Annotated in this window: 23 protein-coding genes, 1 pseudogene and 1 riboswitch; of the genes and pseudogenes, 7 read left to right on the top strand and 17 right to left on the bottom strand. The window is 70.2% G+C overall.

Annotated features, from left to right (window positions below):
• Positions 1-6: 6 nt before the first annotated feature.
• From HEP85_RS27695 to HEP85_RS27665, 7 genes are all read right to left on the bottom strand, one after another.
• Entirely contained in the window at positions 7-1095 is a 1089-nt protein-coding gene (locus tag HEP85_RS27695; protein ID WP_168530343.1) for an ABC transporter ATP-binding protein, read from the bottom strand.
• Complete coding sequence (locus HEP85_RS27690; RefSeq protein ID WP_168530342.1) at positions 1092-2105, bottom strand: ABC transporter permease; 1014 nt, start codon at positions 2103-2105, stop codon at positions 1092-1094. Before HEP85_RS27690 ends, HEP85_RS27695 begins: the two co-directional genes overlap by 4 nt.
• 99 nt (positions 2106-2204) lie before the next feature.
• Positions 2205-3968, bottom strand: coding sequence for an ABC transporter substrate-binding protein (locus tag HEP85_RS27685; RefSeq protein WP_168530341.1), 1764 nt, complete (start codon positions 3966-3968; stop codon positions 2205-2207).
• Positions 3969-4025: 57 nt separating this feature from the next.
• Positions 4026-5024 (bottom strand): ABC transporter permease, encoded by a 999-nt coding sequence (locus HEP85_RS27680; protein ID WP_168530340.1) that lies wholly within the window; start codon positions 5022-5024, stop codon positions 4026-4028.
• A 1027-nt stretch (positions 5025-6051) separates the two neighbouring features.
• Positions 6052-6852, bottom strand: a complete 801-nt coding sequence (locus HEP85_RS27675; protein ID WP_168530339.1) for an enhanced serine sensitivity protein SseB C-terminal domain-containing protein — start codon at positions 6850-6852, stop codon at positions 6052-6054.
• Between the two features lie 170 nt (positions 6853-7022).
• Complete coding sequence (locus HEP85_RS27670; protein ID WP_168530338.1) at positions 7023-7805, bottom strand: enhanced serine sensitivity protein SseB; 783 nt, start codon at positions 7803-7805, stop codon at positions 7023-7025.
• Positions 7806-8078: 273 nt separating this feature from the next.
• Entirely contained in the window at positions 8079-8753 is a 675-nt protein-coding gene (locus HEP85_RS27665; protein ID WP_329295081.1) for an AAA family ATPase, read from the bottom strand.
• Positions 8754-8921: 168 nt separating this feature from the next.
• Positions 8922-9043: riboswitch (glycine riboswitch) on the top strand.
• A gap of 146 nt (positions 9044-9189) precedes the next feature.
• Here HEP85_RS27665 and gcvT point away from each other — a divergent pair.
• The 5 genes from gcvT to HEP85_RS27640 all read left to right on the top strand — a co-directional run bounded on the left by gcvT (position 9190) and on the right by HEP85_RS27640 (position 13723).
• Entirely contained in the window at positions 9190-10308 is a 1119-nt protein-coding gene (gene gcvT / locus HEP85_RS27660) for a glycine cleavage system aminomethyltransferase GcvT (protein WP_168530337.1), read from the top strand.
• Positions 10309-10443: 135 nt separating this feature from the next.
• Positions 10444-10821 (top strand): glycine cleavage system protein GcvH, encoded by a 378-nt coding sequence (gcvH, locus tag HEP85_RS27655; RefSeq protein ID WP_168530336.1) that lies wholly within the window; start codon positions 10444-10446, stop codon positions 10819-10821.
• An 11-nt stretch (positions 10822-10832) separates the two neighbouring features.
• Complete coding sequence (gene glyA, locus HEP85_RS27650) at positions 10833-12095, top strand: serine hydroxymethyltransferase (RefSeq protein WP_168530335.1); 1263 nt, start codon at positions 10833-10835, stop codon at positions 12093-12095.
• 100 nt (positions 12096-12195) lie between these two features.
• The gene (locus HEP85_RS27645) at positions 12196-13563 is read left to right on the top strand and encodes an L-serine ammonia-lyase (protein ID WP_168530334.1); all 1368 of its coding nucleotides are present in this window, start codon (positions 12196-12198) and stop codon (positions 13561-13563) included.
• Between the two features lie 25 nt (positions 13564-13588).
• Positions 13589-13723, top strand: a complete 135-nt coding sequence (locus HEP85_RS27640) for a hypothetical protein (protein ID WP_282189858.1) — start codon at positions 13589-13591, stop codon at positions 13721-13723.
• A gap of 63 nt (positions 13724-13786) precedes the next feature.
• On the opposite strand, the gene HEP85_RS27635 is transcribed toward HEP85_RS27640, so the two are convergent.
• From HEP85_RS27635 to HEP85_RS27620, 4 genes are all read right to left on the bottom strand, one after another.
• Positions 13787-14776, bottom strand: a complete 990-nt coding sequence (locus tag HEP85_RS27635; RefSeq protein WP_168530333.1) for a polyprenyl synthetase family protein — start codon at positions 14774-14776, stop codon at positions 13787-13789.
• Between the two features lie 105 nt (positions 14777-14881).
• Positions 14882-16276: an NAD(P)/FAD-dependent oxidoreductase gene (locus HEP85_RS27630; RefSeq protein WP_168530332.1), complete on the bottom strand. Its 1395-nt coding sequence runs from the start codon at positions 16274-16276 to the stop codon at positions 14882-14884.
• 702 nt (positions 16277-16978) lie between these two features.
• The gene (locus HEP85_RS27625) at positions 16979-18175 is read right to left on the bottom strand and encodes an MAB_1171c family putative transporter (RefSeq protein WP_168530331.1); all 1197 of its coding nucleotides are present in this window, start codon (positions 18173-18175) and stop codon (positions 16979-16981) included.
• A 3-nt stretch (positions 18176-18178) separates the two neighbouring features.
• Positions 18179-18343: a hypothetical protein gene (locus HEP85_RS27620; protein ID WP_168530330.1), complete on the bottom strand. Its 165-nt coding sequence runs from the start codon at positions 18341-18343 to the stop codon at positions 18179-18181.
• 630 nt (positions 18344-18973) lie between these two features.
• Here HEP85_RS27620 and HEP85_RS27615 point away from each other — a divergent pair.
• Positions 18974-19531 (top strand): glycoside hydrolase family 25 protein, encoded by a 558-nt coding sequence (locus HEP85_RS27615; RefSeq protein ID WP_168530329.1) that lies wholly within the window; start codon positions 18974-18976, stop codon positions 19529-19531.
• Positions 19532-19629: 98 nt separating this feature from the next.
• Here HEP85_RS27615 and HEP85_RS27610 read toward each other — a convergent pair whose 3' ends face one another.
• The gene (locus HEP85_RS27610) at positions 19630-20379 is read right to left on the bottom strand and encodes an NADPH-dependent F420 reductase (protein ID WP_282189914.1); all 750 of its coding nucleotides are present in this window, start codon (positions 20377-20379) and stop codon (positions 19630-19632) included.
• Between the two features lie 252 nt (positions 20380-20631).
• Complete coding sequence (locus tag HEP85_RS27605; protein ID WP_148010556.1) at positions 20632-20844, bottom strand: EF-hand domain-containing protein; 213 nt, start codon at positions 20842-20844, stop codon at positions 20632-20634.
• Positions 20845-20985: 141 nt separating this feature from the next.
• Between HEP85_RS27605 and HEP85_RS27600 the strand changes: the two genes are divergently transcribed.
• Complete coding sequence (locus HEP85_RS27600) at positions 20986-21621, top strand: GNAT family N-acetyltransferase (protein WP_356012758.1); 636 nt, start codon at positions 20986-20988, stop codon at positions 21619-21621.
• Positions 21622-21722: 101 nt separating this feature from the next.
• Here HEP85_RS27600 and HEP85_RS27595 read toward each other — a convergent pair whose 3' ends face one another.
• The 4 genes and pseudogenes from HEP85_RS27595 to HEP85_RS27580 form a co-directional block, all read right to left on the bottom strand.
• A complete protein-coding gene (locus HEP85_RS27595) occupies positions 21723-22904 on the bottom strand; it encodes a YncE family protein (RefSeq protein WP_168530326.1) in 1182 nt (393 codons plus the stop codon).
• A complete protein-coding gene (locus tag HEP85_RS27590; RefSeq protein ID WP_369657864.1) occupies positions 22904-23692 on the bottom strand; it encodes a polysaccharide deacetylase family protein in 789 nt (262 codons plus the stop codon). Before HEP85_RS27590 ends, HEP85_RS27595 begins: the two co-directional genes overlap by 1 nt.
• A 266-nt stretch (positions 23693-23958) precedes the next feature.
• Positions 23959-24462, bottom strand: a pseudogene (locus HEP85_RS27585) (ATP-binding protein).
• Positions 24463-24772: 310 nt separating this feature from the next.
• On the bottom strand, positions 24773-25540 hold the full coding sequence (locus HEP85_RS27580; RefSeq protein WP_168530324.1) for an enoyl-CoA hydratase/isomerase family protein: 768 nt from the start codon (positions 25538-25540) through the stop codon (positions 24773-24775).
• Positions 25541-25585: the final 45 nt, after the last annotated feature.

Below are 25585 nucleotides of genomic sequence, written 5' to 3'. Positions count from 1 at the left end.
TCTCACTCACAGCTTGGGCGCAATCTCTTCGATCCAGATCTTCTCGCGCTGCTCCTGCGACATGTGGCAGGCGGCCCAGTGATCGCTGCCCACCTCGGCCAGCTCGGGGCGGACCGTGCGGGTGAGGTTGTCCTTGGGCACGTCCGCGTACGGGCAGCGCGGGTTGAAGGCACAGCCGGACGGGATGTTGATCAGCGAGGGCGGGGAGCCCTTGACCGGGATGAGGCGCTCGGTCTGGGCACGGTCCAGCCGCGGCATCGAGCCGAGCAGACCCCAGGTGTAGGGGTGCCGGGGCTCGTAGAACACCTTCTCGGCCGAACCGCGCTCGATGCAGCGGCCGCCGTACATGACCAGGATGTCGTCCGCCATCTCGGCGACGACGCCCAGGTCGTGGGTGATCATGATGACCGCGGAGCCGAACTCCTTCTGCAGATCCCGGATCAGGTCGAGGATCTGGGCCTGGACGGTCACGTCCAGGGCCGTGGTCGGCTCGTCCGCGATGAGCAGTTCGGGGTTGTTGACCAGCGCCATCGCGATCATCGCGCGCTGGCGCATACCGCCGGAGAACTCGTGCGAGTAGCTGTCGACCCGCTTGCCCGGCTCCGGGATGCCGACCCGGTCGAGCATCTCGATGGCACGGGCCCGCGCCACCTTCCTGCTGACCTTGTTGTGGGTGCGGTAGGCCTCGATGATCTGCGCGCCGACCGTGTAGTACGGGTGCATGGCGGACAGCGGATCCTGGAAGATCATCGCCATCTTCTGGCCGCGCAGCCGGCGCACGTGGTCGGGGTCGGCGCCGATGAGCTCCTCGCCGTCCAGCCACACCTCGCCGGAGATCTTCGCCTTGGCGGTGCGGTGCAGCCCCATGATGCCGAGCGAGGTGACCGACTTGCCGGAGCCGGACTCGCCCACGATGCCGAGGGTCTGGCCGGGCCTCACGTCGAAGCTGACGCCGTCCACGGACTTGACCAGGCCGTCGTCCGTGTCGAAGTGGATACGCAGGTCGCGGACCGAGAGGAAGGCCCCCTCGGCATCCGTCGGCGCGCTCTCCACGGGCTCACCGACTGCCGCTCCGGTCTTGCTGAGTTCAGTCATGCGAGCCTCACCCGGGGATCAATGGCGGCGTACACCAGGTCCACCAGCAGATTGCAGACGACGATGAAGAAGGCGGCGACCAGGGTGACGCCCATGACGATCGGCAGGTCGTTGTCCGACACGCCCTTGACGGCGTAGAAGCCGAGGCCCTGGAAGGAGAAGACGTTCTCGGTGATGACGGCGCCGCCGACGAGCAGGCCGAAGTCCATACCGAAGATCGTGACGATGGGGGTCAGCGCGGCCCGAAGACCGTGCTTGGCGATCACCTTGGACTCCCGCAGGCCCTTCGCCCGGGCGGTGCGGATGTAGTCCTCGTTCATGGTCTCCAGCATTCCGGCTCGGGTGAGCCGGGCATAGAGCGCCGAGTAGAGGAACGCGAGGCTGCACCACGGGATGAGCAGGTTCCACGCCCATTCACCGGGGTTGTCGGTGAAGTTGACGTAGTTGACGCCCGTGTCCCAGATCGGCCACTGGACGGTGAAGAGGCCCAGCGCCAGCATGCCGGTGAAGAAGATCGGGAGGGAGACGCCGGCGAGGGCGATACCCATGAAGAAGCGGTCGAGGAACGAACCCCGCTTGAGGGCCGACACGACGCCGGTCGCGACACCGGTGGTCACCCAGATGACCGCCGCGCCGATGGCCAGCGAGAAGGTCACCGGAATGCGGTCGGTGATCTGCGGCCAGACCTCGATGTGGGACTTGAACGAGTAGCCGAAGCACGGCGCGGAGCAGTGCGAGGCGTCGGGACCGAACTTGTAGTCCGCTCCCACGAAGATCTGCTTGATGAAGTGCCAGTACTGCTCGTAGAGCGGCTTGTCGAACCCGAGGTTCTGCTTCACCGCGGCGATGGACGCCTTGTTGGCGTCCTTGCCCACGTACTGGGCGGCCAGTTGGTCCATCGACTGCCCGGCGAGCCGGGGGACGAGGAAGAAAATCGCGAAGGTGACGGCGCTGACGATCAGCAGCAGCACCACAGCGCCAAACACGCGTCGGATGATGTACGCAGCCACAGCTGTCCGGCATCGATGCCCGCCGGCCGGGGGTCACCCGGCCGGCGGACACCGGCGCCTTCACCTGCCTTTCAGTCTCTTAGCCCAACGGGCCCGCAATTACTTCGCGGAACCCATCAGCAGGTAGTCGTACATGCCGAGGTAGGCCTGGGTGACCGTGACGTTCGTCGCGGAGGTGGGCCGCATCAGCAGGTTCTTGCGGTAGACCAGCGGGACCACGGAGGCGTTCTCCATGACCAGCTTGTCGACCTCGCCCCACGCCTTCGTACGGGCCGTGGCGTCGGTGTTGGCAATGCCCTCGTTCAGCGCCTTGTTGATCGCCGGGTCGTTCAGCTCCGAGACGTTGTTACCACCGGACGGCTTGATGGCCGAGCCGTTGATGATCTGGTCCAGGAAGCCGAAGCCGGTCGGCCAGTCCGCGCCCCACGCGGTCATGATGATGCCGAGGTCGTGCTCGTGCACGTAGCTCGGGACACCCGCGAAGTTCGAGAAGTACTTGCCGCTCGGGTAGGACTTGATGTTGACCGTGATGCCGATCTTCTTCAGCGACGCCTGGATGGCGGTCGCCATGGCCATCTCAGCCGGACGGTCCGAACGGGCCGACAGGTTGGTGGTGAAGCCGTTCGGCTTGCCACACGCCTTCAGCGAGTCCTTGGCCTTCGCCACGTCGCCCTTGTTGCCCGCGGACGGGTACAGGTCGAACTTGGTGTAACCGTTGACGGTCGGCGGAAGCAGCGTCGTGGCGACGTCACCCTTCGGGTCACCGCCGGCCGCGGCCTGGACCGAGGCCTTGTCGAGACCCCACTGGACGGCCTTGCGGCAGTCGATGTTGTCGAAGGGCTTCACGTGCAGGTTCAGACCCGCGTACCCGGTCGCACCGGCGTAGGAGCTGTCGAGCTGCGCCTTGTACTTGGCGTTCGTCAGAACCTTGGGCTGGGTCTCCGGAGCCACACCGGTACCAGCGCCGTCAACCGTGATGTTGTCCGACATCAGGTTGTTGTCGATGGTCGTCTGGTTGACCTTGAACCGGATGTTGACCTTGTCCGGCAGGGCCTTGCGGATCGGGTCCGTCGCCGGGTCCCAGTTCGTGTTGCGGACGAGGGTGGCGCTCTTGCCCTCCTCGTACGACTGGAACTTGTACGGGCCCGAGGAGACGATGTGCTGGACGTACGAGGCGCCCGTGTCCTTCGCCTGCGGCACCGGCGCCGTCTGGTTGAACGTCGCCAGGTAGTCGAAGTCCGCGAAGGCGTCCTTCAGCTTGAAGACGATCGTCGTGTCGTCCGGCGTCTCGATGGACGCGATGCCGTCCTTCGACTTGTCCTTGTAGGGACCCTTGTACTTGTCGCCACCGAGGAGGTGCGCCTTGAAGTACGTCGGACCGTTGGACAGCGCCTCGGGAGCGAAGTTGGAGCGCTCGACGGCGTACTTGACGTCCTTCGAGGTGATCGGGGTGCCGTCGTCGTACTTCAGACCCTTGCGGAGCTTGTACGTCCAGGTCTTGGCGCCGTCGCTGGGCACACCGAGACCCTCGGCGAGGTCCGGGACGACCTCGAGGCCGGCCTTGCCCGCCGCGGGCTTGAAGGTGGTGAGAGAACGCGCGTAGAGGCGGGAGAAGTTCTGCACCCAGCCGTAGTACGTGTTGCCCGGGTCGAGCGAGTCCGGGACGTCGGAGATCTCGAAGTTCTCCGTGCCGCCCTTCTTGGTGCTCGCGTTGACGACGGACGTGAGCGCGGCGTCAGCCTTCGCGGAGGAGCCCCCCTTGCTGCCGCCACCGTCTCCGCTGTCGGAGCTGCTGCACGCAGACGCCCCCAGCGTCAGCGCCACTGCAGTGGCGACTGCAGCTGTCACTTTCTTGGTCTTCACCTGAGGAAAGCCCCCTCAATTGATGGTTGCGGCGGACGAACTGGGTGTTGCCGCGCGTTACTTGCTGCGGGGATCGAGTGCGTCACGCAGCCCGTCGCCCAGCAGGTTGAATGCCAGGACCGTGATGAAGATGGCCAGGCCCGGCACGATCATGTACATCGGATCGGTCTCGTAGAGGCCGGCCGCGCTGGTGAGCATGCCGCCCCAGGAAGCCTGAGGCGGCGCGATGCCCACGCCGAGGAAGCTGAGGCCCGCCTCGAACAGGATGTTCGTCGGGATCAGCAGCGTCGCGTAGACCAGGATCGGCGCGACGAGGTTGGGCAGCAGCTCTCGGAAGAGGATGAACGGCCCGCGGGCACCGAGGCTGCGTGCGGCCTCGACGAACTCGCGCTCACGCAGACTCAGCGTCTGCGCACGCACGATGCGTGCCATGTACGGCCAGTTGAAGAATCCGATCACGAAGATGAGTACGGCGATCCGCAGCGGAAGTCCGGTCAGTCCGAACGCCCCGTCCTGCAGCGAGGCCGAGATCGAGATCGCGAAGAGCAGCAGCGGGAAGGCGAGGAAGGTGTCCATCGCCCGGCTGATGATGGTGTCGACCCAGCCGCCGTAGAAGCCGGCCACGACGCCGAACACGACGCCGATCACGACGGACAGCATCGTGGCACCGCCTGCGACCAGCAGGGAGACCCAGGAGCCCTCGATGATGCGGGTCAGCACGTCGCGCCCGAACTGCGGGTCGACACCCAGCGGGTGGTGCAGGCTGATGCCGCCCCAGCTGCCCCTGGGCGACAGCAGGGCCGGGTCGATGAGGTCCTGGTGGAACTCGTTGGGGTCCAGACCGAAGATCGATTCGATGGGCTTCGCCAGGACCGCCATCAGGATCAGGAGGATGACGACGATTCCGCCGGCCACCGCGACCTTGTCCCGCTTGAAACGGTTCCAGGCGATCCGCCCGAGGGAACGACCCTGGATCTGGCTCTGTTTGGCCCCGGCGAGGACTGCCTCCGGCTGCGCCTCGGCAGCCGCCCCGGTGGTCTCGATCGGTGCGGTCACAGTGCCCTGACCCTTCTCGCCGGTGGTCACCGGCCTCTGCATGCCGCGGTCTACGGCTTGCCTCGCCTACGACGTGCGCAGTTGCCGCAGATGATGCGGCGCCGCTGCGCTCTTGAACTACGACTTGTCTCGCTCACAGGATCGATGACCCCATGTCTGACACGGGAGTCTTCAGCGACTCCACGATCACGTGCCAGAGCTGACGGGGAAAGTATGCGCAACCGTGATGCTCTTAGGGGGATTCCGTTATCCGAACAGTGGGTAACGGGGGTCGGACAGTGGTCAGTTGGTATGGAAGGGTCCACGAGGGACCCTTTCACCGCTTGTCACCCCCAAAGCGGACAACCGGCCCTTTCGCCTTCTCGCGCGCAGGTCAGCGCGGTGAGGAAGGTGAAGGGGCAACCAGTATGCGTGAGGCCGCGACAAGCCGTGACCACTCGCCGCCGGCTCAAACCTGGCCATCGGCAGCCTCCCCGGCGCACCGATGGAACCCCGCATTCCCCCAGGGACCAGCCCCTACCTCCCCGGCGACCCCGATGAGCGGACACCCCAACTCCCCGTTGGCGCACTCCACTTCGACGGCGAGTGACATGGATCACAGCGGCCGGGAGGCGCGCCCGGTCCAGGACTTCCGGCGGACGTCACCCACCCCCGCAGGCCGGACATTCCACGCGATCACGAGGTGGGGCCACCCCTGATGAAAGCGGATTCCGGTACGAACAGGCCCGCGCCCGCCGTACCGCGGGGCGCTCGGCGCGAGCCTCGAAGGGAAGTTGGCCAGGACCGAGAAGATCGAGGCCGACGGCGGTTGCACGGACACGCTCACCCGGCGGGCCAAGAAGGAACAGCGTCTCTTTTCCGTTGCCGGCGGCAGGAAAGCACTACGGATATGCGCGGCCCAAGCTCCCGTGCGCCGACCGCACCACGAAATGGGCCGACCGCACCGCCAAGCGGAAGGAGAAGACGAACCGCGCCGTGGTGACGGAACGGCCGGCGCCGGCCCGCAGCCGGCACCGTGCGGCGCGGATCAGTACAGTCCGCGCGCCGGCGGGTAGCCGTACCCGCCCGCCATCGGTGCCTGCGCCGGGGCCGCGTGGGCCTCGCGGTCGTAGAACGGGCGCGCGTTGGCGCGCAGCCACATCGCCACCGGGTCGTACTCGTCGGACATCGCGACGGTCGACACGGGCAGCCCGTCCGGAACCGCGCCGATCGACTGCTGCATCATCGCCCGCACCGAGTCGACGGCGGGCGGCGAGGTGTCGTAGACCTCGAGGCCGATGGCCAGATACGGCGCACCGAGCGCGGGCTGCACCCAGGTCCGCCGCAACGAGCGGACGGCCGGGGTGCGATGCGCGTTCTGCGTGAGCAGGGCGTAGAACTGCGGGATCTCGATGCCGGGTTCGGACAGCCGCAGCGGACCTGCGGGCTGGCGCTCCAGGCCCGCGGCGATCCGGCGCAGATCCAGCCACGGGATGCCGAGCCCGCCGCCCGGGGCGTGCGGATTGAGCCACAGCCCGAAGTGGTCGGGGTAGAGGGTGCGGGCCACGTCGACGCCGTCGACGACCTCGTACGACCGGTTCCAGCCACTGGCCGAGAGCTCCTGGGCGGAGGTGACGCACGGCGCGTAACCGAAGCCGCCCACCTCCATGTTCCCGTACTGGGCGTCCGGGGAACCGCCCTGGCCGTGCCAGAGCAGCATCCACACCTGGCCGGACGACGGGGTCGCGAGCGCGCGAAGGAGCGCCTCGTAGGCGTCGTAACGCCCGGGCGTCACCTGGCGCAGCATGTGCTCGACCTGCCCGGCCGCGGCCGTGCCCGACGCACTCACCCTCAATCGCCCCTTCGCGAAGAAATCACGATGAACTCACCCATTACGCCAGCGACACCGGCGGCCGAGGTACCTCGACACCTCGACCACACCCCGACCGAGCCATGAAACCAGCTTAAGCGGCGATCCTGACAGCGACTTGACGCACGGCCCGGGAGCTCCCCGCCGCGTCAGTAGCCCTGCTGGTAGAACGGGCGCACGTTCGCGCGCATCCACTCCCCCACCGGGTCCTGCGCGACGTCGAGGAACACCATGTTCACCGGCCGGTCCACCGGCACCCGGCCGAGGGCGCGGCCGAGCGCGTCCAGCGGGAGCGTCCGGGCGTCGCCCTCCCATCCGGCCAGTTCGACCCCGATGAACATCAAGGGGTGGTCGCCCTCGATGCTGGCCAGGCAGCGACGCGCGGTCAGCACCACACCGGTCGCCGCGAACTCGGCCGAGGCCGCGGCCAGGAAGTCCACCGGGTCGTCCTGCCAGTCCGGTTCGGAGAGTTTCACCCGGCCGCCGCTCGCGGGACCGTCCAGCGGGGTGCGCCCGGCACGGCACAGTTCGGCGACCGCGAGGGGCGGCAGCGGTACGCCCACCACACCTCCCGGGTTGATCGCGACGCCGACCTGCGGGGGCAGCCCGCGGGCGAACTCGACGGCGGGCGCGATCGTGAACGACAGATGGCCGCCGACGACCTGGCGGAACTGCTCCTCGGAGCTGAAGACCGGCACGTACGCCTGTCCCTCGATCTCCAGCGTGGGCAGGTCGAGGGGGCCCGCGTGCGGACCGCCGCCGTTGGGCAGCGGCACCCAGACGAAGCTGCGGCCGAGGACCTCGACGATGCGGCCGCCCGCCGAGGGCACTCCGAGGGACGCGGAGAGCACCTCCTCCAGTTCGTTGCCCGGCCACCCGCCGTGCGGGTGGGGGTGCGGGTGCGCTGGTGCCGGGAAGTCGGGGAAGTCCATCTGTCTACCGCCTGCTGTGAACCGCTGATCCGGTGTTCCGGTGTCCTGGTGTGCTGTTCTGCTGTGGTGTTCCGGCTGGAAAGGTTAGTGGGCGCCTACGACCCTCTCGTACGTCGATGTCCCGTTCTCCCGTGCCGGCTTCCGTCCGGCCCTCTGTCCGACCGGCTCCGCACTGCCGTACGACGTGCTTTCGTACGACGTGCTTCCGTACGACGTGTTCCGTACGACGTGTTCCGTACGACGGGCTCGCGCGCGGCCGGCACCCCGCGCCCGTCAACCGTCGAAGCCGATCCGGCGCAGGACGTCCGCCGCTTCGCGGTCGAGGAGTACCGCCGAGCCGCATCCCTCCGGCAGTTCGCCCCGCTCGACGGAGCGCACCAGCCGGCTGAGCGCGCCCCGGTGACGCGCGAACGCGTACCGCGAGACGCCCCGGCCGCGTTCGCGCTGGCCTTCCAGCGCCGTGCCCGGTGTGACGTCGAGGAGCAGGAGGTGGAGTGTGCCGCCCCGGCGGCGGGCCTCGCGGGCGAGCCAGCGGCGCACCCAGGCCTGGGTACCGCAGTCGTGCACGACGACGCCGGTGCCGGAACGCAGCGTGCGGCGCAGGCCCGCGTAGTGCGCCAGGCGGACGAGGGGGCGGTAGAGCGCGTACGGGAGCCGGCGGGCCAGCCGGCCGTCCCAGCGGTCGCGGGTGTCCTGGGAGTCCACGCGCCGGCCCGCGACCGCGCGGCGCATCAGGGTCGACTTGCCGCTGCCGGGCAGCCCGGTGACCACCACGAGGTCCGCCGTGCCGAAGTACAGGCCGTGCGGGCTGTGTCCGGCGCGCTCCCGGAGATCGCGCACGACGGCCGCGGGGAGCGCGCCGCACACCTCCCGGGCCGTGGTACCCGGCTGCGGCGGCAGCGCGAGGGCCGAGGTCGTGGCGTACGCCCTGGTCCTGTTCACCGTGATCGTCCTCCCCTTGGGTCTGGAGTCCCATCCCCGTCGAGTGTAAAGAGAAGGTAATGCGCGATGCTTGCTGTTTCCATGTTCGGACTGCCACAGCCCGGTTACAGATGCGGACTGCCGTCATCGGACGGCGCGTGCAATGATGTGCCCGCCAACTGCATACCGGCCGCTTGAATCCGCGCGGGAGAGTTCCCAGTGACGTGCACACATCCGTGTGACGTACGTCCGGCTGGGACGCCGAAGGAGCAAGTCCCTCCCTTGAATCTCTCAGGCCCCGTTACCGCGCGGGCGAGGCACATCTGAAAAGCGGGCCGCTGACCGGTGGCTCCACCCAAGGTGCAAGTCGTGACCTCCGTTCGCGGGGTCGTGATGAACCTCTCAGGTTCCGATGACAGATGGGGAGGAACGACCTCGCCGTCATGCCTTGGGAGCCCCACCGATGAGCAGTAACGCACCCCGCCGTACCGCGCTCGATGCCGTGCATCGCTCGCTGGGCGCGATGATGACCGACTTCGCGGGCTGGGACATGCCCCTGCGGTACGGCTCCGAGCGCGACGAGCACGTCGCCGTCCGCACCCGGGCCGGTCTCTTCGACCTCTCCCACATGGGCGAGATCACGGTCACCGGCCCGCAGGCCGCCGCGCTGCTGAACCACGCGCTGGTCGGCAACATCGCCTCCGTCGGCGTGGGCCGCGCCCGCTACACCATGATCTGCCGGGCCGACGGCGGCATCCTCGACGACCTGATCGTGTACCGGCTGGCCGAGACCGAGTACATGGTCGTCGCCAACGCCTCCAACGCCCAGATCGTCCTCGACGCGCTGACCGGGCGCGCCGCCGGCTTCGACGCCGAGGTCCGTGACGACCGGGACGCGTACGCGCTGCTCGCCATCCAGGGCCCCGAGTCCCCCGGGATCCTCAAGTCGCTCACCGACGCCGACCTCGACGGCCTGAAGTACTACGCGGGTCTGCCGGGCACGGTCGCGGGCGTCCCGGCGCTGATCGCGCGCACCGGCTACACGGGCGAGGACGGCTTCGAGCTCTTCGTGGCCCCGTCCGACGCCGAGAAGCTGTGGCAGGCGCTGACCGAGGCGGGCGCCCCGGCCGGGCTGGTCCCGTGCGGTCTGTCCTGCCGCGACACGCTGCGCCTGGAGGCGGGCATGCCGCTGTACGGGCACGAGCTGACCACCTCGCTCACCCCGTTCGACGCGGGGCTCGGGCGGGTCGTGAAGTTCGAGAAGGAGGGTGACTTCGTGGGGCGCGAGGCCCTGGAGGCAGCCGCCGGACGCGCCGCCGCGAACCCCCCGCGGGTGCTCGTCGGGCTCGTCGCCGAGGGCCGCCGCGTCCCGCGCGCCGGGTTCGCCGTCGTCGCGGGCGGCGCGGTCGTCGGTGAGGTCACCTCCGGCGCTCCCTCCCCGACGCTGGGCCGGCCGATCGCCATGGCCTACGTCGACGCCGCGCACGCCGCGCCGGGCACCGCCGGCGTCGGCGTGGACATCCGGGGCAGTCACGAACCGTACGAGGTCGTGGCGCTGCCGTTCTACAAGCGCCAGAAGTAGGTCCACCCGGGGCCGGGCGCGTCGACGTGACGTACCTCGTCGCGCCCTGTCCCCTGTCTCACGACACCCCGGCATCCGGACACCCCGTCCGTACCCGTTCACCAGCACTCCCCCGCGTACAGGAGAATTCAGGCCATGAGCAACCCCCAGCAGCTGCGCTACAGCAAGGAGCACGAGTGGCTGTCGGTCGCCGAGGACGGCGTCTCGACGGTCGGCATCACCGAGTTCGCGGCCAACGCGCTCGGCGATGTCGTCTACGCCCAGCTTCCGGAGGTCGGTGACACGGTGACCGCGGGCGAGTCCTGCGGGGAGCTGGAGTCGACCAAGTCGGTCAGCGACCTGTACGCGCCGGTCACCGGCGAGATCGTGGAGGCCAACCAGGACGTGGTGGACGACCCGTCGCTCGTGAACTCCGGGCCCTTCGAGGGCGGCTGGCTGTTCAAGGTACGGGTCACGGACGAGCCGGACGACCTGATGTCCGCCGACGAGTACACCGCCTTCACCGCCGGCTGAGGAGTCACCGCATGTCGCTTCTGAACACGCCCCTGCACGAACTGGACCCGGACGTCGCGGCCGCCGTCGACGCCGAGCTGCACCGCCAGCAGTCCACCCTGGAGATGATCGCCTCGGAGAACTTCGCTCCGGTCGCGGTCATGGAGGCCCAGGGCTCGGTCCTGACCAACAAGTACGCCGAGGGCTACCCGGGCCGCCGTTACTACGGTGGCTGCGAACACGTCGACGTCGTCGAGCAGATCGCCATCGACCGCGTCAAGGCGCTGTTCGGCGCCGAGCACGCGAACGTACAGCCGCACTCGGGCGCCCAGGCCAACGCGGCCGCGATGTTCGCGCTGCTCAAGCCCGGCGACACGATCATGGGCCTGAACCTCGCGCACGGCGGGCACCTGACCCACGGCATGAAGATCAACTTCTCCGGCAAGCTCTACGACGTGGTCGCGTACCACGTGGACGAGGAGTCGGGCCGGGTCGACATGGCCGAGGTCGAGCGCCTCGCCAAGGAGTCCAGGCCGAAGCTGATCGTGGCCGGCTGGTCCGCGTACCCGCGCCAGCTCGACTTCGCCGCCTTCCGCCGGATCGCGGACGAGGTCGGCGCGTACCTGATGGTCGACATGGCGCACTTCGCCGGCCTGGTGGCGGCGGGGCTGCACCCGAACCCGGTGCCGCACGCCCACGTCGTCACCACCACCACCCACAAGACGCTGGGCGGCCCGCGCGGTGGCGTGATCCTTTCCACCGCCGAACTGGCCAAGAAGATCAACTCCGCGGTCTTCCCGGGCCAGCAGGGCGGTCCTCTCGAGCACGTGATCGCCGCGAAGGCCGTCTCCTTCAAGGTCGCCGCCTCCGACGACTTCAAGGAGCGCCAGCAGCGCACGCTCGACGGCGCGCGGATCCTGGCCGAGCGCCTGGTGATGGCCGACGTCACCGAGCACGGCGTCTCGGTCCTGTCGGGGGGCACGGAGGTTCACCTGGTCCTGGTCGACCTGCGCAACTCCGAGCTGGACGGACAGCAGGCCGAGGACCGGCTCCACGAGGTCGGCATCACGGTCAACCGGAACGCGATCCCGAATGACCCGCGACCCCCGATGGTGACCTCGGGCCTGCGCATCGGCACGCCCGCCCTCGCCACCCGCGGCTTCCAGGCCGAGGACTTCACCGAGGTCGCGGACATCATCGCCGAGACGCTGAAGCCGTCCTACGACGCGGACGCCCTCAAGGCCCGGGTGTCCGCTCTGGCCGACAAGCACCCGCTGTACCCCGGCCTGAAGTAGTTCGCGCGGAACGTACGATTCCTCGGGGCGCCGCGCACACTGGAAGCACAGCCGTGCGCGGCGCCCACCTCATGCACCACCCCGCTTGCTAGGAGTTCCCGTGGCCATCTCGGTCTTCGACCTGTTCTCGATCGGCATAGGCCCGTCCAGCTCCCACACGGTGGGCCCGATGCGCGCGGCCCGGATGTTCGCCCACCGGCTGCGCAACGAGGACCTGCTGCCCGCCGTGGCCTCCGTCCGGGCCGAGCTGTACGGCTCACTGGGCGCGACCGGCCACGGGCACGGCACCCCGAAGGCGGTGCTGCTCGGCCTGGAGGGCGCCTCGCCGCGGACGGTGGACGTGGAGGGGGCCGACGACCGCGTCGAGGAGATCAAGGCCTCGGGCCGCATCAGCCTGCTCGGCGAGCGGGAGATCCCCTTCTCCTTCGACGACGACCTGGTCCTGCACCGGCGCAAGGCGCTGCCGTACCACGCGAACGGCATGACGATCTTCGCGTACGGCGCCTCCGGCGAACTCGTGCTGGAGAAGACGTACTACTCCGTCGGCGGCGGCTTCGTGGTCGACGAGGACGCGGTGGGCGAGGATCGCATCAAGCTGGACGACACCGTCCTGAAATACCCCTTCCGCACGGGCGACGAGCTGCTGCGGCTGACCAAGGAGACCGGGCTGTCGATCTCCGCGCTGATGCTGGAGAACGAGCGCGCCTGGCGCACCGAGGACGAGATCCGTGAGGGCCTTCTCGCCATCTGGGGTGTGATGCAGGCCTGCGTGTCGCGCGGCATGTCCCGTGAGGGCATCCTGCCCGGCGGCCTGCGGGTGCGCCGCCGCGCCGCCGTCTCGGCCCGCCAGCTGCGCGCCGAGGGCGACCCCCTGGCGCACGCGATGGAGTGGATCACCCTCTACGCGATGGCGGTCAACGAGGAGAACGCGGCCGGTGGCCGGGTCGTCACCGCCCCCACCAACGGGGCCGCGGGCATCATCCCCGCGGTGCTGCACTACTACATCAACTTCGTCCCCGGCGCGGACGAGGACGGCGTGGTCCGCTTCCTGCTGGCCGCGGGCGCGATCGGCATGCTCTTCAAGGAGAACGCGTCCATCTCGGGCGCCGAGGTCGGCTGCCAGGGCGAGGTCGGCTCCGCCTGCTCGATGGCGGCGGGCGCCCTCGCCGAGGTACTGGGCGGCTCCCCCGAGCAGGTCGAGAACGCCGCGGAGATCGGCATGGAACACAACCTCGGCCTCACCTGCGACCCGGTCGGCGGTCTGGTCCAGATCCCCTGCATCGAGCGCAACGGCATGGCCGCGGTCAAGGCGGTCACCGCCGCGAAGATGGCGATGCGCGGCGACGGCTCCCACAAGGTCTCCCTCGACAAGGTCATCAAGACCATGAAGGAGACCGGCGCGGACATGAGCGTCAAGTACAAGGAGACGGCGCGGGGCGGGCTGGCGGTCAACATCATCGAGTGCTGAGGCCAGGGGCAAGGCACAAAGCGGCATGTCCGCCTACGTCGAAAGCCTCATCCAGCGCCAACTCGAACGCCGTCTCCCGCATCCGGTGGCCGTCCTGACCTCGGACCCCGAGGACCTCTTGATGCCGTGCGGCCCCAGCGTCCGTGTGATCAAGGTCTGACGCGGTGCGATGCCGCGCCGACCGCGACGTTCGACTCCCCGCTGATCGACTCGAGGGTCGGGCTCATCCGGCGGTGTCCTCCGGGCGCACCAGCATTCGGGACGTCTGGTCCACGAGTTGCCGGAGAACGGGCAGGTGGCTCTCGTCGCCGCCGAGGTCGCCGAGGATGCGGTGCGCCTCGTCACGGAACTTGTGGATGTCGTCCTCGTAGCGGTCGAGAACGGCGGGGGTGAGGAGCAGGCCGGTCAGGGCCGATCGTGACGCGGCCGATGTTCTCGCACCGGCGTGCAGGTCCAGGATGCGGGGCCTGATATCGGGCGCCGCGTCTTCCAGAGCGCAGGCGAAAAGATAGGTCACGGTGCCGTTCAGCAGATCTTCGTTCCGTCCGGAGGCGATGTCCTCCTGGTCATTGAACATCTGCCACAGAATTCCGAATACGGAGCCGAACTCCCGCCACAGATCGATCCGCTCGGCCTCCGCGCCCGCGAGTATCGCGGCCATCGCGGTGATCATGCCGAAGGGGGCGCCGGATTTCTCCCGGTACGCCGTGACGACCGAGTTCCGGGACACGTTGCCCACGTCTGCGCGCATGTCGCCCAGCTGCCCCTGGGCGGCAGTGATCCCGCAGTCGAGGACTTCGTCCGTCAAAGCGCCGCGGACCGGCTCCGGGATCCGTCGCGAGCCGATCGCCTTCAGCGAGAGCACGTGTCCCGTGACCACGGCCGCCAGAAGTGCTTCGTGCGGGGTGAGTCCGGCGGGCGTGTGCGCGCCGTGCCCGTCCGCCAGATCGTCGAGATAGCAGGCCGAGGTCCACCACAGCACGTGCACGGCGGACAGCGGGACGGCGGGTCCGGGGCTGCCCGTCTCTACGCCGTGCACGACCAGCGGCAGCACCGAAAGAGGGTATTTCATCTTCTGGTGGCACAGGAGTTCCGCGACGACGCTCCTGACGGATTCCGCCGACGGGCCGAGCCGTTCAAGGATGGACTCTATTTCCTCCTCTATTTCCGAGGAGAATTCCTGATGGAGGTCCAAATAGGATGCGGGAGTCATGTGCTGTTCCGTGTCTTCGTGGTGGATTTCAACGGGCCGTTCCGGACGCGGGCGCCGGGTCGTCCGGGGCACGGAATACGCGACGGCGGCCCGGCGGGAACGGCTTCAGCCGGTGGCGGCCGCGCGCTCGTGCTCCGTCAGGGGCGGCCCATCCAGAAGGGGCTTCTTCCGGCCGAGGTAGACCAGGGCGAGCATGTCGGGCATCAGCAGCCGGGCAGGCGGTTTCTCCATGCTCATCACGTCCAGCAGGATGCGGAGGGCGTGGGGGTTGCGCGCGCCGGCGTCGACGGCCTTGTCGACGAAGGCGGCGAGGTTCCTTTCGAGCCGGGTGGGGGGCTGTTCACTGGCGCCCGGGTAGAACACGTCCTGGCCCACGGCCAGGCTCCACGCGTTCTCGACCGGGCGGGCCGCGGCCTTTTGGATGCGCCGGGACGTGCCGGGGGCGCGAAGGTCCTGCCGCCGCAGGACGTCGCGCAGGGCGACGACGCTCTGTGCGGCGGCGCTCAGTCCGTGACCGTAGACGGGGTTGTAGCCGGCGACGGCCTCGCCGAGGACGGCGAAGCCGTCGGGCCAGCGGGCGGCCTTTTCGTAGTAGCGCCGCTTGTTGGCCGTGCTACGGGTGGTGACGACGTCCGTCTCGGGCTCGGCGCCGGCGAGGAGTTCACCGATGACGGGGTGCGGCAGCTTGAGCGCGAAGGGAACGAAGTCCTCGTTGCCGGGGCCGGGTTGACCCCCACGGGTTCCGGCGAGCGTGACCAGCCAGCGGCCGCCTTCGATGGGGGTGATGATGCCGCCCCTGCCCGGGTTCTGGCGGGGGTCCGCCTGGACGTTGACGATCGGGAAACCGTCGGCGGTGGTGCCGGGAGCGCGGTAGATCCGGCTGGCGTAGCCGACGCCCGCGTCGACCGTACGCTCGGCCACGGGTGGAAGGCCCAGGTCCCGCAGCCAGCCGGGGGCGCGGCTGCCACGCCCGCCGGCGTCGATGACCAGATCGGCGGCAAGGGCGCTGTGGGTGTCCGCCGCGCGTATGCGGACTCCGGACACGCGTCCGGCGTCGCCTTCCAGGGACACCAGTTCGGTCTGCTGCCGCAGGGAGATGCGCCGGTCTTCGAGCACCCTGGCGCGGATCACGGCATCGAGCAGGTCGCGGCTGCACAGAAGGTTGATGTGGCGGGCGTCGCCGAAGCGGCGGAACCACTGGCCCGACGGAGCTTTGGACACCAGGTCGCTCATGATGCGGCTTCGCCGTGCGCCCTGGCCGACGAGCCGGTCGACGACACCCGGCAGGAGTTCCTCGAGGGCTTTGACCCCGCCGGACCACAACACGTGGGCGTGCCGGGCCTGCGGCAGCCCCTTGCGGGGTCGCGGGCCGTCCGGCAGGAGGTCGCGCTCGACGATCGTGACGTCGGCGTGGTCGGCGAGCACGGCTGCCGCGAGCATGCCCGTCATGCCCCCGCCGATGACCACGGCGGTGCGGCGGGGAGCGGATCTGTCGGGCATGTACGGAACTCTCTTCTGTCGCAGGGACGGAGCGGACGGCGGACCTCGCCGGCCGCACACCACACCGCATCATCCGCGACGTCGTGTCGCGGCTGCGAGCGGAGTGGTCCAAGGCCGGCCGGCCACCGGGGTGTTGCGGGACACGCGACGGTGGTGCGACGAACGTGTCCGGCCGAAGGCTTCCCACCCGAAGGGCGGTTCGATCTCCCGCGGGGCGCCGTTGCCGCGCGTCACCGTCCGGCGGCCCGGGACACCTGCCTGCCGGGCTTCACCGGGTCGGGAGCCGGCGCGGCGCCGCGCCGGTCACCACCGCACGCTGTGTACGGCGGAGCCTCTCCGCACGTCAGTCATGGGTGGTGGTCATCCGGTTCTCGGCCCGCCGGCGCGCTTCGCCACGGTCTGTGACGTGGAGAGCGCGCCCGCCAGACGGGCCATCGGATGCGGTTCCGCCATGGACCGCAGCGTCCCGACGCTCGCCGGGGGCTCGGTGCCGCCCGTGCGGGACGCCCGCACGCCGGCTGCCGGCATCGCCGCTTCGGCCACGAACGTGGCCCGGTGTACGGCGTGGGGTGGCGGGCCGGCGTCCGAGGACGCCGACGGCGCTCTCGGCGCTGCGCGGAGCCGCTGGGTGACCGCGCCTGCGAGCATCCCCGAGAGCGATCTCCCGGCGGCTGACCCGGCGGCGGTGAGCTGGGCCGGGGTTCACAGGGGGGTTCTTTCGTCATCCGCCGCCGTGCGGACCCCGGCGGCGGCACGGGCCGCCACGACGACGGGGGACGTGCGCAACGCACGTGCCACACCCACCAAGGTGGCACGCGAAGCGAAGCTCGCGGTGTTCTGCGCGACGTCCACCGGGGCAGCGGACGCGTCGGCGCGGTGGGAGCGGACGGCGGCGGCGATCATCGCCGCGAGACCGATGCGGAAGGCGTCCTCCTCGGTGTGGCCCGCGGCTCGGGCCAGGCTCTGCGCGTGGGTACGGACCTGGTCGTCGAGGTGCGGGCGGACGAGGTTCAAGCCGTCCTGGATGCCGGCCTCACGCCGGGTGAGGCGCACGGCGCAGGACGAGTACCAGGGGATCGGCGCGGCGAGCGGGGTGCCGGGAGAGGCGCCGGCGAGTTCACGCCACAGGGGGCCGAGCCGTCTCCAGCTCACCACCGCACGCCAGAGCGCGACCAGCCGCGGGCCGTACAGCGGCAGCGTGAAGCCGACGGTGGCGACGGTGGCGGCCAGGCCCACGAGGCCCGGCGCCAGGACGGTGCTCAGCACGTCCCAGTCCCGGCCGGCCCACCGTGCCATCACCGCGGTCAGCTTCAGCGTGCTGAAGGACAGGTTGAGCAGCCAGCCGGCCACGAGCAGCCACAAACCGGCCCGCAGCCATCCGTGCACCTGGATCGCCCAGCGCCAGCACAGCACCGTGGTGGCGATCGCGGCGGTCATGTGGCCGAGCAGATACAGCACGATCATCTGCCCGATCCAGGGCGAGGTGGCGTAGTGGGTGTCGAGGTCCGTCCGCCGCTCGACCGGGGCGTCCCCCAGGACGAACAGGAGGATCAACAGGGCGATCACGACGGCGTAGCCGATCTGCCAGCGCCGGGCGAGACGGCGCACATGGCCGGCCGGACCTCCGCGCCAGTGCAGGATGAGCACCAGACAGGAGGCGCTGTAGGCGCTGACGACGGCGTAGACCAGCAGGGCGGCGAGATTCGGGATGCCGCTCGTCCTGTTCACGGCGGCGACGGTGGGCGGGGCGGCGAAGGCGAACCCCGCGCCCCCCAGGAAGATCACCCAGCAGACCCACCGAACCAGCGGGTCGCGCCAGGACCTCACCAGGTCGGGCAGCTTCGAGGCGAGGCCGGCCCACAGGGCCAGCGCCGGTATGTAGTAGGTCGAGGCGCCCACGGCTCAGACCCTGGACCGGCGTTGTCCCAGTGACGCGGCGATCCGGCCGGCGATCCGGGTCCGGTCCGTGGACGCGCCGTCGTCGGGGTCCGAGGGAACGGGCAGGCGTAACCCGTCGGTCAACTGGCCGATCAGGTGCCGCATCTCCCTGGCGCTGCCTGTACGCACTGTGCTCCCCGCGAACCTTTGCGTGGGCGCCCGTGCCCCGGAAACCGCCGAGCCTCACCCGGCAGGCAAATATGCCAAACCAGGTGTCCCTTCGGCCAGATCAGGCTCTGCGCGGCGCAACAAGCTGCGGGTCCCTAAGTACCGATCAAACCGGACTTGCACCGATCTGACGCCGGCACGTCCGATGCGCTCGCGACGCGATCCGGCCAGATGGAGAGCATTCACCGCCCACGGGGACGCACCCTGCGGACATCCCGCCGTCCCGCCGTCCGGCCGTCCCGCCGTCCCGCCTCGGCGGCCGTCTCGCCGAGTGGTGCCGCGGCAGCCTCACCGGCGCCGTCCAACGCACCGACCACGGCGCTCAGTACGCGAGCCGCGCACGCGCCGACGCCTTCCGTCAGGCCGACGTGATCCGGATCACCAGCCGTTCCGCTTGATCGAAATCCGGGCCACCGGAAATAAGTCATTCGTCTGGACCGGGCGGGGCGTCGGCCGGTCGTTCGAGGGTGGGGTGGGCGATGTGGGGGAACGTCACTCGGAGAGGTCGTAAGACCTGTGAAACCCGGAACTCACCCCACCCACAGGGGCAGAATCGCTCGCACCCGTCCCCCACCCACGGAGGAGTCCCCCATGCTCCGCGGCATCGACGTCAGCGCCTACCAGTCGTCCGCCTACTCGACCGAGGGGCTCTCCTTCGTCTTCATCAAGGCGACCGAGGGTCGTTCGTACGTCAATCCGAAGCTCACGGCCCAGGTGAAGACGGCCCGTGACGGCGGCTGCGTCGTCGGTTTCTACCACTTCCTGTGGCCCGGCGACCTCACCGCCCAGGCCGAGTACTTCGTCGGCAAGGCCCCGGAGAAGGCCGGTGATCTGCTCGCCGTCGACTGGGAGACCACCGGTGACGGCACCCACGCCAGCAACGCCGAGAAGGACCGCTTCGTGCGCAAGGTGAAGGAACTGAGGCCGGACCACCGGGTCCTGCTCTACACGAACCGCAACTTCTGGCTCAACGTCGACACCACCTCGTACGCGGGAGACGGTCTGTGGATCGCCGACTACGTGACCGCGGGCGAGCCCCGTATCAAGGCGAAGTGGCGCTTCCATCAGTACACCGACAACCCTCTGGACAAGGACGTCGCGCAGTTCTCCAGCAAGGCGGCGCTGCGCGAGTGGGCCGCGGTCGACTGACCGGCGTGGGTGCGGCGGGGCTCCGGCAGCGGTCCGGACGCGCGTCGCCGTCCGACACCGGGTGACCGGCGCCGGACGGGTCGAGGAGGCGTGGAGCGTCAGCCGCGGAAGTCCGCCGGGCGCTCCGCGGACGCCTCGGCCAGTGCCTTCGTCACCGCCTCGAGGCCCTTCTGGAGGCCGTACACCGGAGTGCCGGGCTGCTGGCGCCAGGATTCGTCGATGCCACCCGCGTCGACCGTGTCGAAGCCGAGTTCGTCGATGAGGTCACGTACGACCTGCTTGGCGGCGGCGTCGTCGCCGGCCACCGGCAGGGCCATGCGGTCGGGGTCGCCCGCCGGACGGTGCCGGTCCAGGATGTCCTGCGCGTACGTGCCGTTGAACGCCTTCACGACGGGGTGGCCGATCTGCTGGGACGTCCAGCGGCTCTCGGTGAGCCGGCCGTCCTCGATCGCGGCGATCCTGCCGTCCCGCTGCTGCGGGTAGTAATTGCCGGTGTCGATGACGGCGGCTCCGTCCGCCAGCCCGTCCAGCACGCCGGACGGCAGGTCGGGCACCGCCTTCAGCGGGACGGTGACCACGACCACCTCGGCACCGCGCGCCGCCTCCCCGACCGGGACGGGTGTCGCCCCGGTCTCCTCGGCGAGCGCGGTCAGGGTCTGGGGGCCGCGCGAGTTCGCGACGGAGACGTCGTGCCCGAGGGCGGTCAGCCGCCGGGTGAGGTTGCCGCCGATGTTGCCCGCGCCGATGATGCCGATCTTCATGAGTGCCAGGCCCTTCAGTGGTTGATGCTCCTGATGGCGAGCATCAACCCCGGGGCCGGGAAGGCTATTCCGCGGGCGTACGGCGATCGGGTGAGCGCCCCCGCGGATTCACCCCGGCGGCCTCGCACTCACGGGTCACGGGTCGTGCTCGCGTACCCCGGGGGCCGGCGCGGTCGGCGTGGGACCGGTCGGCTCCGTCCTGACCGGTGACCGGCTCGGCGCGTGCTCCGGTCCGCGCCGGCGACGGCGCGGCGGGACGGACGGGGGAGCGTGCGCATCGCCCGGGGGTACGGCGAAGGGGCGCCCGCCGGATCACCGGTGGGCGCCCCTCCGCGTACGTCACTTGTTCAGGTGGGTCCAGAACTCGTCGAACGAGAGGACCTTGTCGCCGTTGAGGTCGCGGGTGGCGATGACGGCCTCCGCCACCGACTCGGTGACGTTCCAGTCGCCGCCCTGGGCGAGGGCGCTCTTGAACTCGGCCGCGGTGATGAACCCGTCACCATCCGTATCGATCCGCTCGAACTGCTTGCGTGCTTCCTCGATGTCCGCCACCGATCCGCCCCTTCGTAGTGCATTACTGCCGTGTGTACGGAGGTCAGATTAACGGGCGGGCAGGCCGCGCGGTGCGGCGCCCACCCACGCGGCCTCCTCGCGGTGCGCGGGTGGAGACCCGAGCGGTGGGAGGGTACGGGGATGGGTGACACTCTGCGCGGCATTCTGGACTCGGCGGCCCATGGCGTCTTCCCCCCGCCCGACGGCTCCACGACCGTCGTACCGCAGCACGCCCACCGGGACGCCGGTGTCCTCGCCTTCACGGCGCACTCCGTCGTCTTCACCGACGAGGATCCGCGGTGGGTGCGCGAGACGCTGGCCCGGGTCGGCTGCGACGCGCTCGCCGCGGCCGTGAATCCCCGGTTCCTGGCCGCGTTCATGGACCGTACGGGGCGCTCCCACGACACGGTCGACCTGCTGCTGGCCGCCGCTCCGGCGCCGGGGCGGCCGGCGGTGGACCTGGCGGAGATCGGCGATCCTGGCCATCCCCGGGTGGTACGGGCCCGGCGGCACCGCGACGACGTCCGTGTCTGGGCCGCCGGGGGCGGGGTGCTCGTCCTCGGGCGCGGGGTCGCGGGACGGCTGGAGGCCGCCGTCGAGGTCGACGAGGGGTTACGGCACCGCGGGCTCGGGCGGGCGCTCGCGGCGGCGGCGCGACAGCTCGCCGGCGAACCCGTCTGGGTCCAGGTGGCACCGGGCAACGCCCGCGGTCTGCGGGCGTTCCAGGCGGCGGGCTACCGTCCGGTGGGCGCGGAGGCGCTGCTCACCGCGCCCTGAGGCCCGGTGCCAGGGGTCGTGGTGCGGGCCCGCTCGCGCAGGTGTCCCCCGCCCCGGTCCCGGGCCGCCGGGCGAGGGGGTCAGGCCCGACTGTGGCCCGGTCAGCGGAAGATGCCGGTGTGGCCGAGCGAGTAGCGGCCCGGCTGCGGGTAGACGGCCAGGCCGTGCGGGCCGCTGCCGACCGGGATGCGGGCCAGCTGCTTCCCGGAGCGCGTGTCGATGGCGTACACCTCGGAGTTGTAGCGTCCCGACAGCCACAGGACCTTGCCGTCGGCCGAGACACCGCCCATGTCGGGGCTGCCGCCGTGCGGCAGGCGCCACTTCTTGGTCAGCTTGTCCTGGGCGAAGTCGAAGACGGAGATCGTGCCCTCGCCCCGGTTGGAGATGTACATCTCGCGCGAGTCGCGGCTGACGTACAGGCCGTGGCAGCCCTTGCCGGTGTGCAGCAGCGTCGGCTTGCCGAAGCCGGCCGCGTCCAGGACCCACACCCCGTCGGCCACCATGTCGGCGACGTAGTACTTCTTGCCGTCCGGGGAGATCTTCACGTCCTGCGGCATGGCGCCGCGGAAGGGGAGCTTCTGCTGGGCGACGACCTTCATCTTCTCGGTGTCGACCTTGAGCAGCTCACCGCTGAACTCGCACGACACGATGAAGGAGCGGCCGTCGGGCGAGAAGTCGGCGTGGTTGACGCCGTAGCAGCTGACCGGCACGGTCTTCCTGGGCTCCATGGTGTGCGCGTCGCGGAAGACCAGCTCGCGGTCGAGGGAGGCCATGACGATCGCGTACTTGCCGTTCGGCGTGAAGTACAGGTTGTAGGGGTCGTGGACGTCGACGGACTTGCCGGCCTTGCCGGTCCTCGGGTCGATGGGGGTGAGGGAGTTGCCCCGGTCGTTGTTGACCCAGAGCGTCTTCATGTCCCAGGAGGGCACGACGTGCTGGGGCTGCACGCCGACCCGGATCGTCTTGATGACCTTGTACGTCGCCGGGTCGATGACGGAGACCGTGTTGGAGTTGGTGTTGGGCACGTAGACGCGGGACGGGAAGTCCTTGACCACCGGGGACAGCTGGTTCGCGCGGTCGGCGGCGTAGACGTCCTTCGCGTCGAGCACGGGGGGCATGCCGGGCAGGCCGTCCGGCATCTTCGGCTGGGCCGGCCGGACGGCGGCCTGGGTACCGGCGGCCTGGTTCGCGTGGTCCTTCGACCCGCCGCTGCAGCCCGCGAGGGCGGCGAGCACGGCGCCCGCGATCAGGGCGCTCCGGAGGTGGTTGCGGTTGCGGTGCATCAGCTCAGCAGCTCCGTGGTGGTGACCGCGCGCAGTCCGCGACGGCCGAGTTCTTCCAGGACGGCGGGAAGCGCGGCGACCGTGTCCGCGTACCCGAAGTGCAGGCTCACCACGGATCCGTTGCGGATCCCGCCGAGAACCTGGCGGGTGACGGCGGGGGCGCCCGGCGAGGTGTAGTCGAGCGAGTCGAGGTCGTAGGAGAGGACGTGCGGGTAGCCCGCGCCGCGGGCGAGCCGTTCGACGGCCTGGGAGGCCCGGGGGGTGCGGGACGGCCGGAACCAGGTGCCGATGGATCCGGTCAGCCGGCGCAGGCGCTCCGCGCAGCCCCGGATCTCCGCGTCCGCGTCCGCCTCGGACATCGCGTTGATGTCGAGATGGCGCAGGGTGTGGTTGCCGAGGTCGTGGCCGCCGTCGAGGATGCGCCGGGCCAGGTCCGGGTGTTCGTCCAGCCAGGTCCCCACCGCGAGCACCGTGACCCGGGCCCCGCTCTTCTCGGCCTCGCCGAGGAGCGTCCTGGCGACGGCCGGATCGCCCTGCCCGTGGAAGGTGAGGGCGACCTGGGGGCGGTCCCGGGGGCCGTGGGTGATCTCGGCGGGCTGTTGCGGGAATCGCCGGGGCGCGGGTGCGGCGCGCTGCGCGGCCGGGGGCGTGGCGGGCGGTGTGCCGGACGCGCGGGACGCGGCGGGCGGGTGGGCGACGGCGCCGGGGGTGGCGCAGCCGTATGGTGAGCGTCCCGGCGGCGAGTGCGACACCCGAACGCAGCGCCGCACGCCGGTCCGGCGCGGCACGCGTGTCGCTCTCTTCGGTGGAGTGCTGAGGGGGACGGGCGGGCGTGGTCACCCGCACCATTTAAGGGTGTATGGGTAAGAAAACAGGCGATTGGACCGGTAGGTGGGGTGCGGGTCGCGGCATCGGCCCGGGCCCGCGCACGGAACGGGGACGCGGGTGGGGACGCAGGCGGGGACGCTTACCGGGACACGGACCGGGGACGCGGGCGACGGGCGAGGGGCGACCGGCAACGGGGCGCGGCACGACAAGGGCGGGCGGGTCACGGTCAGCGGTCGGCGACGCGCATCTCGAACCAGGTCGTCTTGCCGCGGGGCAGGAGGTCGACGCCCCACCGGTCGGAGAGCTTGTCGACGAGGAAGAGGCCGCGGCCGCTCAGGTCCATCTCCTGGACCGGCATCAGACAGGGCAGCCCCCGGGAGGGGTCGCGGACCTCGACGCGGATCCAGCCCCGGCGCCGCCGCATCCGCAGCCCGAAGACGCGGGCGCCCGTGTGCCGTACGGCGTTGCCGACGAGTTCGGACACGAGTAACACGGCGTCCTCGGTCATCTTCGGGGAGAGTCCCCACTGGCGCAGGACGACGACCTGGGCGAGCTAGCGCGCGGTGGCCGCGGATTCGGGGCGGGACGGCAGCGGTACCTCCGCCTCCGTCGGGTTGCCGAACAACTCGAGCGCCTTCAGCGCCCGTTCGTCCTCGACCGCAGGCGACCAGCGCGCCGCGGTCGCACTCACGTGCCGCCGCGGCTGTTCCATACCCTCCAGCCCCGCCATGCCCCCATCATGGCCGCCCAGGCCGCCCCCGGGGGCCGTTCCGGAGGAATACGCCCCCCGGAAGCGCCCATTCCGCACCATCCGATCGGCATATGCCAGCGGCAGTTCGGACCCGGTCACAGCCCGTCCGACCTGCGGCGACTCCACCTCGGAGGGCAATCGCCCAGGGTCCCCCGCAAGGCAGCCTTAAGGCTGCCTTAAGGACCGCATAATCCAGCCCTTCGGGGGACACCGGGTAAGACACCGAGTCAACTGCAAGTGGATCAGCCGAACTTGACGGGTGAATTTCCGCGCAGCCGGACGCGTCCCGTCAGAGGAACTTCGCCTTGCCCGGCCCCTCCTCGACGAAGCTGCGCATGCCGCGCTCGCGGTCCTCCGTCGCGAACAGACCGGCGAACCAGTTCCGTTCCACCGCGAGTCCGGTCTCCAGGTCCGTCTCCAGGCCCGTGTCGATCGACTCCTTGGCCGCGCGCAGCGCGATCGCGGGTCCCTGCGCCAGCTTCGCGGCCCAGGTGTGCGCCTCGGTGTACACCTCGGCGGCGGGGACGATCCGGTCCACCAGCCCGAGCGAGAGCGCCTCGTCGGCCTTCACCATCCGGCCCGTGAAGATGAGGTCCTTGGCCTTGGAGGGTCCGATCAGCCGGGAGAGGCGCTGGGTGCCGCCGGCGCCCGGGATCAGACCGAGCAGGATCTCCGGCTGCCCGAGCTTGGCGTCGTCCGCGGCGATGCGGAAGTCCGCGCAGAGCGCCAACTCGCAGCCACCGCCGAGCGCGTACCCGGTGACGGCCGCGACGACGGGCTTGGGGATGCGGGCCACGGCGCTGAAGGAGTCCTGCAGGGCCCGGGACCTGACGATCATCGTCGCGTGGTCCATCGCCTGCATCTCCTTGATGTCCGCGCCCGCCGCGAACACCTTCTCCCCGCCGTGGATGACCACCGCGCGTACGTCCGTACGCCGGGTGACCTCCTCGGCGAGTTCCTTGAGACGGTCCTGCGTGGCGATGTCCAGCGCGTTCATGGGAGGGCGGTCCAGGCGGATCGTGCCGACGCCTTCGGCCACTTCGAGATGCACAGTCATGCAGGCAGGTTAACGCGCGCTAACGACAACGGGCCCGGTGTGCTG

The sequence above is a fragment of the Streptomyces sp. RPA4-2 genome (assembly GCF_012273515.2).
GTDB classification, from domain to species: domain Bacteria; phylum Actinomycetota; class Actinomycetes; order Streptomycetales; family Streptomycetaceae; genus Streptomyces; species Streptomyces kaempferi.
Note: the sequence above shows the minus strand (reverse complement) of the source record. Positions and strands in the feature narration are given on the sequence as shown.

Coding starts and splice junctions, on each gene's coding strand:
- HEP85_RS27595 (WP_168530326.1), bottom strand. CDS start 22,904: ATGCACCGCAACCGCAACCACCTCCGGAGCGCCCTGATCGCGGGCGCC.
- HEP85_RS27635 (WP_168530333.1), bottom strand. CDS start 14,776: ATGACTCCCGCATCCTATTTGGACCTCCATCAGGAATTCTCCTCGGAA.
- gcvH (WP_168530336.1), top strand. CDS start 10,444: ATGAGCAACCCCCAGCAGCTGCGCTACAGCAAGGAGCACGAGTGGCTG.
- HEP85_RS27615 (WP_168530329.1), top strand. CDS start 18,974: ATGCTCCGCGGCATCGACGTCAGCGCCTACCAGTCGTCCGCCTACTCG.
- HEP85_RS27630 (WP_168530332.1), bottom strand. CDS start 16,276: ATGCCCGACAGATCCGCTCCCCGCCGCACCGCCGTGGTCATCGGCGGG.
- HEP85_RS27580 (WP_168530324.1), bottom strand. CDS start 25,540: ATGACTGTGCATCTCGAAGTGGCCGAAGGCGTCGGCACGATCCGCCTG.
- glyA (WP_168530335.1), top strand. CDS start 10,833: ATGTCGCTTCTGAACACGCCCCTGCACGAACTGGACCCGGACGTCGCG.
- HEP85_RS27695 (WP_168530343.1), bottom strand. CDS start 1,095: ATGACTGAACTCAGCAAGACCGGAGCGGCAGTCGGTGAGCCCGTGGAG.
- HEP85_RS27600 (WP_356012758.1), top strand. CDS start 20,986: ATGGGTGACACTCTGCGCGGCATTCTGGACTCGGCGGCCCATGGCGTC.
- HEP85_RS27640 (WP_282189858.1), top strand. CDS start 13,589: ATGTCCGCCTACGTCGAAAGCCTCATCCAGCGCCAACTCGAACGCCGT.
- gcvT (WP_168530337.1), top strand. CDS start 9,190: ATGAGCAGTAACGCACCCCGCCGTACCGCGCTCGATGCCGTGCATCGC.
- HEP85_RS27670 (WP_168530338.1), bottom strand. CDS start 7,805: ATGGACTTCCCCGACTTCCCGGCACCAGCGCACCCGCACCCCCACCCG.